Below are 13,120 nucleotides of genomic sequence, written 5' to 3'. Positions count from 1 at the left end.
CCGCATCACGGGAGGAGGTCGGTGCCGTGGACCGTATCGACGAGGAGATCATCCGCTGCGTCGTCGCCAACGCACGCAGCACGTACGCCGAGATCGGCAAGGCGGCCGGGCTGTCCCCGTCGGCGGCCAAACGACGGCTCGACCGCCTGGTCGCCGTCGGCGCCATCCGTGGGTTCACCGCAGTCATCGACCCACAGGCGCTGGCCTGGCGCACCGAGGCGTATGTCCAGATCCACTGTGCCGGCAGCCCGACTCCCGCTGAGCTCCGGCATGAGCTCGAGAAGATCCCCGAAGTGATCGAGGCGTGCACGATCTCCGGCGCGGCCGACGCGATGGTCCACCTACAGGCCGAGGACATCGCTCACCTCGAGCAGGCCATCCAACGAATGCGGACCTCCGCCGTCATCGGGGGCACCGAGAGCGTCATCGCGCTCTCCCGACTCATCAGCCGCCCCCGGATGTGAGGGCGCCGCCCGGCGGCCCGCCCGTACCCGGAGACGCCGCGGGGGCCGGGGAAGCTCCCCGACCCCCGCGACACACGAACCGCTACGCCTCCGGCGTCTGCTCCGGGTGACCCTCCAGGTCCGCCGAGCCGGCCGAGGTGGTCGGCTTGTGCGCCTCCTCGGTCGGCACCGTCGGCGTCTTCGCCCGGCCACCGGCCGGGGCGGCGTCGCCCGCCGCGTCCCCGTCGAGCAGCGCGGTCAGCGCCGCCCCGGTGACCCGCCGGAAGGTACGCCCCATCCGGCGCCGGTCCAGGACCGCCACCTCCAGCTGGTTGGCGGCGATCGTCCGGGCCGCCCCGCCCTCACCGCCGACGGTGCTGAGCGCCTGCACGGCCACCCGCACCGCCTCGCTCAGCGACATGTCCGGCCGGTGCTGCGCCTTGAGCACCCCGGTGATCGCCTCGGCCTGACCGCCCATGGCCATCCGGCCCGGCTCGTCGTTGACCGAACCGTCGTAGGTGATCCGGTACAGCTCGTCGTCCTCGGCGGTGCCGCCGACCTGCGCGACGCAGATCTCCACCTCGAACGGCTTGGACTGCTCGGTGAAGATGGAGCCCAGGGTCTGCGCGAACGCGTTCGCCAGGGCCCGCCCGGTGACGTCGCGCCGGTCGTAGCTCAGGCCGTTCAGGTCGGCCATCCGCACCCCGGCCCGGCGCAGGTTCTCGAACTCGTTGTAACGGCCGACGGCGGCGAAGCCGATCCGGTCGTAGATCTCGCTGACCTTGTGCAGGGCGCTGGAGAGGTTCTCCGCGACGAAGAGCACCCCGCCCTCATAGCTCAGGACCACCGCGCTGCGGCCCCGAGCGACGCCCTTGCGGGCCAGCTCGGAGCGGTCGCGCATGATCTGCTCGGGCGAGGCGTAGAACTGCATGGCCACGGCGGCGGTTCTCCTTCGGGCGCTGTGCTGACGACTGCTGACTGTGAGGTGGGAGCGGGGCCTCAGCCGCCCGGGTTCTCCATCCGCGCGGCCACGACCGCCTCGGCGATCGCCGCCGTCTCGGCGTCGGTGAGCCGGTGGGTGCCCTCGGCCGTCGCCGTCATCACCACCGGGTAGATCCGGCGGGTCAGGTCCGGGCCGCCGGTGGCGGTGTCGTCGTCCGCGGCGTCGTAGAGCGCCTCGACGGCGAGCCGGACCGCGTCGTCGAGGGAGATCCCGGCGCGGAAGCGCTTCTTCAGGGCGGACTTGGCGAAGAGCGAGCCCGAGCCGATCGCGTCGTAGCCGGTCTCCTCGTAGGGGCCGCCGGTGACGTCGAAGCTGAAGATCCGACCGGCCGTCGCCGGGTCCTTCGCGGCCAGGTCGAAGCCCGCGAAGAGCGGGACGACCGCGAGCCCCTGCATGGCCGCGCCGAGGTTGCCGCGGATCATCGAGGCGAGCCGGTTGGCCTTGCCGTCGAGCGAGAGCATCGCGCCCTCGATCTTCTCGTAGTGCTCCAGCTCCACCTGGAACAGTCGCATCAGCTCGATGCCGATGCCGGCCGTGCCCGCGATGCCGACCAGCGAGTACGCGTCGGCCGGGTGCACCTTCTCGATGTCGCGCTGGGCGATCAGGTTGCCCATGGTGGCCCGCCGGTCGCCGGCCATCACCACGCCACCGGCGGCCGAGATGGCCACGATGGTCGTCGCGTGCGGCGCCATGTCGGCGGCCATGCCCGGCGGCAGCGGCCGTCGGCCGGGCAGCATCTCGGGGGCCACCCTGCTCAGGAACGAGGTGAAGGAGGACGTCCCCGCGTTGGTGAACACATCTGGTAGACGCCCGGATGGATCAAAGCCCGCTGCCACGTGGTTCCTCTCAGGTACGTGATCGCCCTGGCCAGCCTCGTGGGACTGTCACGGAACTGGCCAAGACCACCGTTGCAGTTGAAGCAGAGTATCTTGCGCACCCATCCGGTGCGATGATCGTGGTCCAGGTGTTGCGGGTCGGCGCCGCCACAGATCGCGCAGACGCCGCCCTGCTCGGCCAGGAGCTCCTGGAACCCGAGCTCTTCTCGATGCCGCGCCTGCAGCTCGCCTCCGACCGGGCGGTCGCGCAGGCCTTGCAGGAGAAGGCCAGCCCGTCCACCCGTCGGCGGTCGCGGTGGAACTCAGTGCGGGGAAGGGGCCGCTTGCACTGGGCGCACAGCTTGTCCAATTCATGGAGCGAATCGGACATATGCCTCACTGGCCGCCCTTCTGCACATATCCTCTCACGAACTCTTCTGCGTTCTCCTCCAGGACGGAGTCGATCTCGTCGAGCAGGTCGTCGACGTCCTCGGTGATCTCGGCGTGCCGCTCGGCGACCTCCGGGTTCGCCTCGGTGGTGACGTCCTCGATCTCCTCGCCCTGACGGGCCTTGTCCGACTGCGACTGCCCGCCGCTGTCACGAGTGGCCATGGCTGCCTCCTCCACGATCGTCTGCGATGAACTTACCTCGCCTGAGCGACGAAAAGCCCGTCGCGCGCCGGGTCACGGCACCCGACGGGCGTACGTCGGGGGACGGTCAGCCGCCGGTGAGCGTCTCCAGCAGGTCCTTGGCGCTCTCGCACCGGTCGAACAGCGCCCCGACGTGCTTGCGGGTGCCTCGCTCCGGCTCCATCATCGGCACCCGGACCAGCGACTCCCGGCCGACGTCGAAGATGACCGAGTCCCAGCTGGCGGCGACCACCTCGGAGGCGTACTGGGCCAGGCAGCGGCCCCGGAAGTAGGCGCGGGTGTCCTCCGGCGGCTGGACCATCGCGGTGCGGGTCTGCTCGTCGTCGAGCAGCGTCTTCATCGACCCGCGCGACACCAGTCGGTGGTAGAGGCCCTTCTCCGGGCGCACGTCGGAGTACTGCAGGTCGACCAGCTGGAGCTTGTGCGAGCCCCAGCCCAGCTTCTCCCGCTCCCGGTAGCCCTCCAGCAGCCGCAGCTTGGCCACCCAGTCCAGCTCGTCGGCGCAGAGGAACGCGTCGCGGCCGAGCCGGTCGAGCACGCTCTCCCACCGGTCCAGCACGTCGACGGTTTGCTCGTCAACGTCGTCGCCGTACCGGTCGTCGACAAAGGACCGGACCCGCTCCAGGTACGCCCACTGGACGTCCAGGGCGGTCAGCCGGCGGCCGTCGCGCATCCGCATACGGTGCGTCAGCGACGGGTCGTGGCTGACCGCGCGCAGCTCGCTGACCGGGTCGGCGATGCCCAGGTCGGCGCCGAGCGCCTTCTCCTCGATCATGGTGAGGATCAGCGCGGTGGTGCCGAGCTTGAGGTAGGTGGAGATCTCCGAGAGGTTGGCGTCGCCGATGATGACGTGCAGCCGCCGGTACTTGTCGGCGTCGGCGTGCGGCTCGTCCCGGGTGTTGATGATGGGCCGCTTGAGGGTGGTCTCCAGGCCGACCTCGACCTCGAAGAAGTCGGCCCGCTGGGAGATCTGGAAGCCGCTCTGGCCGCCGTCCTGGCCGATGCCGACCCGGCCGGCGCCGCAGACGATCTGCCGGGTGACGAAGAACGGCGTCAGGTACGCAACGATGTCGGCGAACGGCGTCTGCCGGCGCATGAGGTAGTTCTCGTGCGCGCCGTAGCTGGCGCCCTTGTTGTCGGTGTTGTTCTTGTAGAGGTGGATCGGGTGGGTGCCCGGGATGGTGGCGGCGCGGCGGGCGGCCTCGGCCATCACCCGCTCCCCGGCCTTGTCCCAGCGCACCAGGTCCAGCGGGTTGGTCACCTCGGGGGTGGAGTACTCGGGGTGGGCGTGGTCGACGTAGAGCCGCGCGCCGTTGGTGAGTATCACGTTGGCCAGGCCGAGGTCCTCGTCGGCGAGCGCCTCGGCGGGGTCGTACGCGGCTCCGGAGTAGGTGAAACCGCGAGCGTCGCGCAGGGGCGACTCCTCCTCGTAGTCCCACCGCGCCCGGCCGCCCCGGTTGAGTTCCGGGCGCGCCCCGTAGGCGTTGACCACCTGGGAGGAGGTGACCATCGGGTTGGCTCCGGCCTGGCCGGGCACGGAGATCCCGTACTCGACCTCGGTGCCCATGATCCGTCTTACGCTCATCGACCTACCCGCTTCGCTCGCCCGACCCGGTCCCCCGTCACGTCGAGCGTAGTCCGCCTCAGGGCGTAGGGGGGCACGCCGGCACAGGCGGCGCGGGTGTCGCGGGCGGGGCGCCGGGCGTGGGGGGCGGCTCGTCGGGGAGCACGTCGCACTCGGGGACGGTGAGGGAGACGAAGCTGACCCGGTGCCGCAGCGACGGGTCCTTCCTGATCAGCCGCTGGACCCGGCGCTCCGCGCGGGGGTCGGCGGTGATGAAGCGGATGGGCCCGGAGACCCGCCGGACGATCTGGTCGGTCCGGTCGGGTTCCATGAAGTCCAGGTTGTAGACGCCGGCCTCGGTGCGCGCGGTGGTGCCGTGCAGGGCGTCGAAGCAGAGGGTCTCGACGTAGCCGCGGTAGGGGCCGCGGTCGAGGAGGATGGTCGTGGTGTCGGGCAGGTCGGGGTAGCGCTGCTGGGCGGTGGCGCAGACCCAGGCCTCTTTGGACGGCAGGTGCAGGTCCTGGTGGACCCAGCGCTGCGTCCAGGTCCTCTCGTTGGCGATGAGCAGGCTGGGGTGCCAGCCGGTGACGCCGCAGAGGGCCACCGCGACGACCATGACGACGACGCCGGTGAGCACGCCGGCGGCGATGGAGCCGACGCCGCGCAGCGACCGGGCGGGCCGGGGTACGGGCAGCAGCCGGACCACGGCGGCGGCGCCGACCACGAGCAGCGCGGTGGCCAGGTGGGTGGACTTGATGAAGTAGTAGCCGGGCTCGACGCCGGAGGTGGTGTTGTACTGCGCGATGCCCAGCGGCAGGGCGACGCCGACCGCCGAGACGAGCAGCCAGCGCCGCCAGGTGGGGTCGGCGCGGCGAACCTGGACGAGCAGGGCCACGCCGACGATGCCGCCCAGCCAGATGAGGGCGCGCCAGGCTTCGATGCGGGCCTCGATCCCGCCGTTGACGGCCAGCGCCTCGGTCTGCTTGGCCCGCAGCACGCCGAGCAGGGGGGCGACCAGGGCGAGGGGTGCGGTGACGAGGCCGACGGCGAGGACGGTGAACCAGCGGCGCAGCGCCTCCCGCCAGTGCCCGAGCGCCCAGCAGAGCACCAGCACGGCGGCGGGCGGGAGGAACAGGTAGTACGTGAAGCCGATCGCGACGAGCAGCGCGGCGAGCACGACGACCTGTTCGCGGGTGCCGGCGAGCGGGCGGCCGACGAGCGCGGCGAGGATCACGGTGAGGGCGAGCCCGAGGACCTCGGTGGGGTAGCCGGAGACGAGCAGGCGGGGCAGTTGGGTGCCGAGGATCAGCGCGCCGACGACGACGGTGAGCACGGTGCGTTGCAGCGGGTGGATGGGGCCGGAGATGCGGTGCGCGGCCCAGAGCAGCACCAGCACGAGGAAGCCGAAGCCGGCCATGATCCAGCCGGCGTAGTGGTCGACGGCGGCCGGGCCGCGCGGCGCGGTGCCGACGGGGGTGAGGAATCCGTCGAGCATGGCGGTCGCCAGGTGCCAGCCCTGCGGGTAGTAGAGCAGTTGGGAGATGATCTGGTCCTTGGCGGCGGCGGGGTCGACGTAGGCGTAGCCGCCGAGGCGGCCGATGACGTCGAAGAGCGCGAGGTGCCGCCAGTTGTCCTCGCCGCGGGCGAGGATGGTCAGCTGGTCCGCGAGGTCGCTGGCGCGCTGCCAGGGCGCGGAGAAGTAGATCAGCAGCGCGGCGGTGCCGGCGACGGGAAACAGGTCGACTGCGCCGGGGCGCGGCAGGTGGGGGCGTCGGCCCAGCGCGGCGGCGGTGAGGACGACCACGGTGAGCGCGAGGCCGGTCAGCGGCACCGGCCGCAGGCCCCAGGGCCAGACGGCGAAGATCAGCCCGCCGGCGGTGGTGGCGCCGAGCAGCAGGGCGAGCGCGAGGACGAGCCGGTCGAGCAGGGTACGGCCGCCGCGCAGGATGCTCGCGGTGGCGAGCAGCACCAGCGGGGGCAGCAGCCAGTCACCGTGCAGGGCGTGCGTGACGACGGGTACGCCCCAGGCCGCCACGAGGGCCGCCAGCACCACCGGCAGGCGTCGCCAGGGGCGCCGAGTGGGGGTGGGCGGGTGCGCGTCCTCGACCGCCGTGGTGGCCGGCGGGTCGATGACGGTGAGCTCGGACGACACGAAGCTCCTCGGACGGGTCGACGGCGGTGTCGGCAGTCTACCGACGAGTCCGGCATTCCACTCCCTGGGGACGCATCGCCCGGGTGAACGCGTCGTGACATGCGAGGAAGGCCCGCGGCGGGTGCCGCGGGCCTTCGTCGTCGTCCGGTCAGAGGTACTGGCCGGTGTTGCTGGCGGTCTCGATGGACCGGCCGGCCTCGGCGCCCTTGCCGCCGGAGACGAGCGTGCGGATGTAGACGATCCGCTCGCCCTTCTTGCCGGAGATCCGGGCCCAGTCGTCCGGGTTGGTGGTGTTGGGCAGGTCCTCGTTCTCGCGGAACTCGTCGACGCAGGCGTCGAGCAGGTGCTGCAGGCGCAGGCCCTTGCGTCCGGAGGTGAGGAACTCCTTGATGGCCATCTTCTTGCCCCGGTCGACGATGTTCTGGATCATCGCCCCGGAGTTGAAGTCCTTGAAGTAGAGGACTTCCTTGTCGCCGTTGGCGTAGGTCACCTCGAGGAAGCGGTTCTCCTCGGTCTCGGAGTACATCCGCAGCACGACCGCGTCGATCATCGCCGCGACGGTGGCCTGCGGGTCACCGCCGTGCTCGGCGAGGTCGTCCGGGTGCAGGGGCAGCCCGGAGAGGATGTACTTGGAGAAGATGTCCTTGGCCGCCTCGGCGTCCGGACGCTCGATCTTGATCTTCACGTCGAGCCGGCCGGGGCGCAGGATGGCCGGGTCGATCATGTCCTCCCGGTTGGAGGCGCCGATCACGATGACGTTCTCCAGCCCCTCCACACCGTCGATCTCGCTGAGCAGCTGCGGGACGATGGTGTTCTCCACGTCCGAGGAGACGCCGGAGCCGCGGGTGCGGAAGACCGAGTCCATCTCGTCGAAGAAGACGATGACGGGGGTGCCCTCGCCGGCCTTCTCGCGAGCCCGCTGGAAGATCAGCCGGATGTGCCGCTCGGTCTCGCCGACGTACTTGTTGAGCAGCTCGGGACCCTTGATGTTGAGGAAGAAGCTGGTGTGCTTCTCCTCACCTCGGCGCTCGGCGATCTTCTTGGCCAGCGAGTTGGCCACCGCCTTGGCGATCAGCGTCTTTCCGCAGCCGGGCGGCCCGTAGAGCAGGATGCCCTTCGGCGGCCGGAGCTGGTGCTCGCGGAACAGCTCGGCGTGCAGGAAGGGCAGCTCCACCGCGTCGCGGATCTGCTCGATCTGCGACTGGAGGCCTCCGATGTCGCCGTAGTCGACGTCGGGCACCTCCTCCAGGACCAGCTCCTCGACCTCGCTCTTCGGGATCCGCTCGTACGCGTACGCCGAGCGGGGCTCGATCATGAGCGAGTCGCCGGCCCGGATCGCCGAGCCGATCAGGGTCTCCGCGAGGTGCACGATGCGCTCCTCGTCGGAGTGCGAGACCACCAGCGCGCGGTCGCCGGCGCTGCCGTCGGGACCCGCGAGGATCTCCTTGAGCATCACCACCTCACCGACCCGCTCGTAGCCGAACGCGTCGACGATGTTCAGCGCGTCGTTGAGCAGGACCTCCTGGCCACGCCGCAGCTCTGCGGCGTCCAGCGAGGGCGAGACGGCGACCCGGAGCTTGCGTCCGCCGGTGAAGATGTCCACCGTGCCGTCGTCGTGCCGCGCGAGGAAGACGCCGTAGCCACTCGGTGGCTGCGCGAGCCGGTCGATCTCCTCCTTGAGCGTCACGATCTGCGCGCGAGCCTCCTTGAGGGTGCTCACGAGCCGGTCGTTGTTCTCGGTCAGCCGCGCCAACTGTGCCTGGGTGGCCGCCAGCCGCTCTTCGAGCTGCCGGACGTGTCGGGGGCTTTCGGTCAACTTGCGCCGCACCAGAGCGAGTTCCTCTTGCAGGAACGCGACCTGCGTGGAGAGATCGTGGGCTTCCTTCTCCCACCGTGCGGCGCGCGAGTCCGCGTCGTCGCTGCGTGCCACGTCCCACCTCCCCGGGGGGCTTGAACGTTCTGCCCTAACACTAGCCGCTATGAGGCCGATTCGGTCCTACGCAACGCCCTCGTCACCGAACCTTGATCGCCAAGGGTCGCCTCCGGGGCGGGTACGGCCGTTCGGGTACCGTCGGGGCGTGGGACGGGAGAACATGGGGGGTGCATCGTGGCGGAGGTCGTGACGGACCAGCTTCAGGTCTGGGTGGACCAGGATCTCTGCACGGGCGACGGGCTCTGCGTGCAGTACGCGCCGGAGGTCTTCGAGTTCGACGTCGACGGCCTGGCGTACGTCAAGGGCCCCGACGGCGAGCTGCGACTGACCCCGGGCAGCCGGGTCGACGTGCCGGAGCACCTGCGCCTTGAGGTGATTGACTCCGCCAAGGAGTGCCCGGGTGAGTGCATCCACGTCGTGCGCGGCAGCGACGGCGTGGCGGTGGCCGGCCCGGACGCCGAGGAGGACTGACCCGCCCAGCGGGCGACGAAGGGGCCGCGGACGACGACGTCGTCCACGGCCCCGCGAACGTGCGGTGGTGCCTCTAGAGCACCGGGCGGCCCACCACCGAGGCGACGAGCCGGGCGAACTCCTCCAGCCGGGCGATCTGGCCGGCCCCGCCGTCGTCGAGCGTCTTGCCGAAGCGCAGCGCGTCGTGCCGGGGCGCGCCGACCATCTCGTCGCCCGGCGGCGCCTCGTCCAGCGAGGTCAGCAGCAGGTAGACGTCGATGCTGTCGACCCGGACCTCGCCGCTGTCGGCGCGGGTCAGCCGCCGCCGGCAGCCGACCTCGGTGACGGTGGAGACCGGCACCACCCGCAGCGACGAGGTCATCGACCCGGGCGGCCCCTCCCCCGGCGGCACGTCCTCGCCGTGCCAGAGCACCAGGCGGCTGCCGTCGCAGACGACGACCTCCTGCCAGACCCCGTTGACCTCGTTGACGAAGCGTTCGAGGGTGAAGCCGAGCACGGACGCGCCGCGCAGCACCCCACCGAGCGCCTCCAGGGCGATGTCCGGGTCCCGCAGGTAGGCCCGCGCCGCCGATTCGAGGTCCTGGTAGGGCGACCAGTCCGGGAACACCGCCGGTAGATCCCCACCGCCGAAGCCCGGCCGACTCATGCCATCTCCCCCAGGTCGCGCCGCCGACCCGCACCGGCCGGCGGAATCCGCCCGCTCACTCCCAGCCGCCCCGCTCCCCCGTCACGACGCGTCCGTCCCGCCCGCCGCGGCGGCTTCCACCTCGGCGGCCCGGGCGGCCGCGGCCTCGCGGGCCGCCGCCGCCTCGCGCAGCGCCTGCTTGCGCTCGGCGTACGCCTCGGCGCCCTTGCTGGGCTTGCGACGCCGCGGCGGGGCGGTGACGCCCGGAGCGAGCTTACGCGCGGAGACCAGGAACGCGGTGTGCGCGATCATCCGGTGGTCCGGGCGGACGGCCAGCCCCTCGGCGTGCCAGTCGCGCACCAGCGACTCCCAGGCCCGCGGCTCGGTCCAGCCGCCGCGTTCGCGCAGCGCCTCCACCAGCTCGGACAGCTGCGGGGTGGTGGCGACGTAGCCGATGAAGACCCCGCCGGGCAGCAGCGCCCGCTCGACCATGTCGAGGGTCTCCCACGGGGTGAGCATGTCCAGGATGATCCGGTCGAAGCCGGTCTCCGGGCAGTCGGCGACGTCGCCGACGTGCAGCGTCCAGGCCGGGTGCGGGGCGCCGAAGAAGGACTCGACGTTGCGCCGGGCGATCTGGGCGAAGTCGTCGCGCACCTCGTAGGAGTGCAGCTCGCCGCCGGTGCCGACGGCGCGCAGCAGCGAACAGCTCAGCGCGCCGGAACCGGCACCCGCCTCCAGCACCTTCGCGCCGGGGAAGATGTCGCCCATCGCGACGATCTGCGCCGAGTCCTTCGGGTAGATCACCTGCGCGCCGCGCGGCATGGACAGCACGTAGTCCGACAGCAGCGGGCGCAGCGCCAGGAACGCGGTGCCGCCGCCGGAGGTGGTCACCACGCTGCCGTCGGGGAGCCCGATCAGGGTGTCGTGCTCCAGGATGCCGCGGTGCGTGTGGAACGCCTTGCCGGGCTCCAGGACGACCGTGTGCATCCGCCCCTTCGGGTCGGTCAGCTGCACCCGGTCGCCGGGGCGGAACGGCCCACGGTGCACCGGGGGCAGGTCCGGGACGGCGGCCGGCACCGGTGTGCCGTTCTGGGCCGGGAGAGCGGGGGGATGTGCTGCGGTCACCTGTTCATCTTCCGTGTGGGTTCGAGGACCTGGGCGAGATCCCCGATGTGCAGAACGCCGACCACATCTTCGCCTGCCGTCACCACGTACTGTGCGGCCGGGTGGCTCTGCACCGTCTCCATCACCCGGTCGCCGGGCAGTCCGGCCGGCAGCGCGGGCAGCCGGTCCAGCGGGCGGGCCACCGCGTCCACCGCCACCCAGGGCCGGCGTTCCAGGGGTACGGCGTCCGCCGCGGCCGGGTCCACCAGGGCGACCGGCCGGCCGGCGCCGTCGATGACGGTGACCGCCGCCCCGGCCGGGGCCTGCGCGGCGTGCCGGCGCTGCGCCTCGGCCAACGGGGTGCCGGTGGGCACGCCGAAGACCGGCCGGGCCAGCCGGGCCAGGTCGATCAGCGGGACCCGGCGGCTGATCCGGGCGTAGCGGATCGACTGGCCGGCGCCGCGCCACAGGGTGACGGCGACCAGCAGCATCAGCGGCAGGGCCAGCGGCACCAGCAGCCGCTCGACGGTGAGCAGCACCACCAGCACCGCCGTGCCCACGGCGACCACGCGCCCCACCCAGCCGGCGACCTCGGTGGCCCGGTGCCGGTCGTGGGTGAACGCCCAGACCGCGGCGCGCAGCGCCCGGCCGCCGTCCAGCGGCAGCCCGGGCAGGATGTTGAACAGCGCGACGATCACGTTGCTCAGCGCCAGTTGCAGGGCGAGCTGGTGAGCCAGCGTGTGCGGGGGCAGGGCCGCGGTGACGCCGACGGCGATCGCGCCGAGCACGGCGGACACCGCCGGCCCGGCCAGGGAGACCAGCAGGTCGATCCGGGGGGTGGGCGCGTCGGTCTCCATCTCGGTGTAGCCGCCGAGGAGTTCCAGGGTGATCCCGCGCACACCGATGCCGTACCGGCGGGCGGTCAGCGCGTGGCCGAGCTCGTGCAGCAGCACCGAGCCGAGCAGCGAGACGACGAAGCCGAGGCCGATCAGGTAGCCGCCCAGCGGGCCGAGGTCGAGCCGGTCACGGGCGAACTCGGCGTACGCCACGGTGACCAGCAGGGTCAGCAGCAGCATCGAGACGTTGACGTGCAGCGGCACCCCGAACACCCGGCCCACGGTCAGGCCGGTGCGCCGGCCGGGCCGGCGTGGCGCGCGGGTGCGGGAGTTCACCGCCCCGATGCTACGCGGTGCGGATCATGCTCCGGTGCGGCGATCACTGCCCTGTCACACCGGTGCCCTAACCTTCGGGGCATGACGGCGGAACCGGTGATCGACCAGCAGGCCCCTCCCGCGGCAGCACTGCCGGCCACCGTCCGGGCGTCGTTGTCGCCGTCGCGGGCGGCGGATTTCAAGACCTGCCCGCTGCTCTACCGGTTCCGCAGCATCGACCGGCTCCCCGAGCGCCCGACCGTGGAGCAGGCCCGGGGCACCCTGGTGCACGCGGTGCTGGAGCGGCTGTTCGACCTGCCGGCCGGCGGGCGCACCCCGGACGCGGCCGGCGGCCTGGTCGCCCCGCAGTGGGACCGGCTGGTCACCGAGCAGCCCGAGCTGGCCGGGCTCTTCGACCCGGGCGACGAGGCGGGCACCGCCGAGTTCCTGCGTTCGGCGGCGGCGCTGCTGCAGGGCTACTTCGCGGTGGAGGACCCACGCCGGCTGGAGCCGGCGGAGCGGGAGAGCCTGATCTCGGCCGTGGTCGACGAGCAGCTGCTCATCCGGGGCTACCTCGACCGCCTCGACGTCGCGCCGGACGGCGCGCTGCGGGTGGTCGACTACAAGACCGGCGGCGCGCCCCGCGAGGCGTTCGAGGCCCGGGCGCTGTTCCAGCTGAAGTTCTACGCGCTGGTGCTGTGGCGCACCCGGGGGGTGGTGCCGCGGGTGCTGCGCCTGCTCTACCTCAAGGACGCGGAGGTCTGCGACTACTCCCCCGACGCCGAGGAGCTGCTGCGCTTCGAGCGGACGGTGGTGGCGCTCTGGCAGGCGATCGAGCAGGCCACCGAGCGGCAGGACTTCCGCCCCCGGCCGAGCCGGCTCTGCGACTGGTGCAGCCACCAGGCGCACTGCCCGACCTTCGGCGGCACCCCGCCGCCGTTCCCGGACCGGTCGGCGGCGGCCGACCCGCTGCGCGACGCCCGCTCCGGCCCGGCCGCCCCAGGCGCCGACGAGTGAGTCACCGCCACCCGCGTCGACCCGCGGCCTGACGGCCCGCTGCGGCGCGGACAGGCGACCCGGGGCGCGGGTCCGCACCCGGTCGTCGCAGCTCGCTCCCCGACGGCGATCACCTAAAGGCGTACCGAGCCGGCGCCGGCCGTCGATGCGCCGAACCGGGTGGCGGAGGCCGTCTCCTCCCTGAGGAGGAG

General features: G+C 72.3%; 13 protein-coding genes. 3 read left to right on the top strand and 10 right to left on the bottom strand.

Going from position 1 to position 13,120, the window contains the following annotated elements:
• The first annotated feature begins 26 nt into the window (after positions 1-26).
• A complete protein-coding gene (locus tag V6U88_RS18265) occupies positions 27-464 on the top strand; it encodes an Lrp/AsnC family transcriptional regulator (RefSeq protein WP_334454536.1) in 438 nt (145 codons plus the stop codon).
• Between the two features lie 82 nt (positions 465-546).
• On the opposite strand, the gene prcA is transcribed toward V6U88_RS18265, so the two are convergent.
• The 7 genes from prcA to arc form a co-directional block, all read right to left on the bottom strand.
• Entirely contained in the window at positions 547-1,380 is an 834-nt protein-coding gene (gene prcA / locus V6U88_RS18260; protein WP_334454535.1) for a proteasome subunit alpha, read from the bottom strand.
• A gap of 62 nt (positions 1,381-1,442) precedes the next feature.
• On the bottom strand, positions 1,443-2,282 hold the full coding sequence (gene prcB / locus V6U88_RS18255) for a proteasome subunit beta (RefSeq protein WP_334454534.1): 840 nt from the start codon (positions 2,280-2,282) through the stop codon (positions 1,443-1,445).
• Positions 2,201-2,437, bottom strand: a complete 237-nt coding sequence (locus V6U88_RS18250; protein WP_334454722.1) for an endonuclease domain-containing protein — start codon at positions 2,435-2,437, stop codon at positions 2,201-2,203. The genes prcB and V6U88_RS18250 overlap by 82 nt, the downstream gene beginning before the upstream one ends.
• Positions 2,438-2,657: 220 nt before the next feature.
• A complete protein-coding gene (locus V6U88_RS18245; RefSeq protein WP_238448154.1) occupies positions 2,658-2,873 on the bottom strand; it encodes a ubiquitin-like protein Pup in 216 nt (71 codons plus the stop codon).
• Between the two features lie 106 nt (positions 2,874-2,979).
• On the bottom strand, positions 2,980-4,497 hold the full coding sequence (gene dop / locus V6U88_RS18240) for a depupylase/deamidase Dop (protein ID WP_442934652.1): 1,518 nt from the start codon (positions 4,495-4,497) through the stop codon (positions 2,980-2,982).
• A gap of 58 nt (positions 4,498-4,555) precedes the next feature.
• The gene (locus V6U88_RS18235) at positions 4,556-6,628 is read right to left on the bottom strand and encodes a hypothetical protein (protein ID WP_334454530.1); all 2,073 of its coding nucleotides are present in this window, start codon (positions 6,626-6,628) and stop codon (positions 4,556-4,558) included.
• Between the two features lie 148 nt (positions 6,629-6,776).
• Positions 6,777-8,558, bottom strand: coding sequence for a proteasome ATPase (gene arc, locus V6U88_RS18230; RefSeq protein ID WP_334454528.1), 1,782 nt, complete (start codon positions 8,556-8,558; stop codon positions 6,777-6,779).
• 177 nt (positions 8,559-8,735) lie between these two features.
• Here arc and V6U88_RS18225 point away from each other — a divergent pair, with 177 nt between their 5' ends.
• The gene (locus tag V6U88_RS18225) at positions 8,736-9,032 is read left to right on the top strand and encodes a ferredoxin (RefSeq protein WP_334454526.1); all 297 of its coding nucleotides are present in this window, start codon (positions 8,736-8,738) and stop codon (positions 9,030-9,032) included.
• A 73-nt stretch (positions 9,033-9,105) separates the two neighbouring features.
• Here the strand turns inward: V6U88_RS18225 and V6U88_RS18220 are convergent, their stop codons facing one another.
• From V6U88_RS18220 to V6U88_RS18210, 3 genes are all read right to left on the bottom strand, one after another.
• Positions 9,106-9,678, bottom strand: coding sequence for a hypothetical protein (locus tag V6U88_RS18220; protein ID WP_334454525.1), 573 nt, complete (start codon positions 9,676-9,678; stop codon positions 9,106-9,108).
• A gap of 81 nt (positions 9,679-9,759) precedes the next feature.
• On the bottom strand, positions 9,760-10,734 hold the full coding sequence (locus V6U88_RS18215) for a tRNA (adenine-N1)-methyltransferase (protein ID WP_334454718.1): 975 nt from the start codon (positions 10,732-10,734) through the stop codon (positions 9,760-9,762).
• Between the two features lie 44 nt (positions 10,735-10,778).
• Positions 10,779-11,870, bottom strand: a complete 1,092-nt coding sequence (locus V6U88_RS18210) for a site-2 protease family protein (RefSeq protein ID WP_442934654.1) — start codon at positions 11,868-11,870, stop codon at positions 10,779-10,781.
• Positions 11,871-12,014: 144 nt separating this feature from the next.
• Here V6U88_RS18210 and V6U88_RS18205 point away from each other — a divergent pair, with 144 nt between their 5' ends.
• The gene (locus V6U88_RS18205; protein ID WP_334454522.1) at positions 12,015-12,929 is read left to right on the top strand and encodes a RecB family exonuclease; all 915 of its coding nucleotides are present in this window, start codon (positions 12,015-12,017) and stop codon (positions 12,927-12,929) included.
• Positions 12,930-13,120: the final 191 nt, after the last annotated feature.

Source organism: Micromonospora sp. CPCC 205739 (genome assembly GCF_036906795.1).
Classification (GTDB): Bacteria; Actinomycetota; Actinomycetes; order Mycobacteriales; family Micromonosporaceae; genus Micromonospora.
The sequence above is the reverse complement of the archived record's forward strand: the minus strand, read 5'-3'. Positions and strand labels throughout refer to the sequence as shown.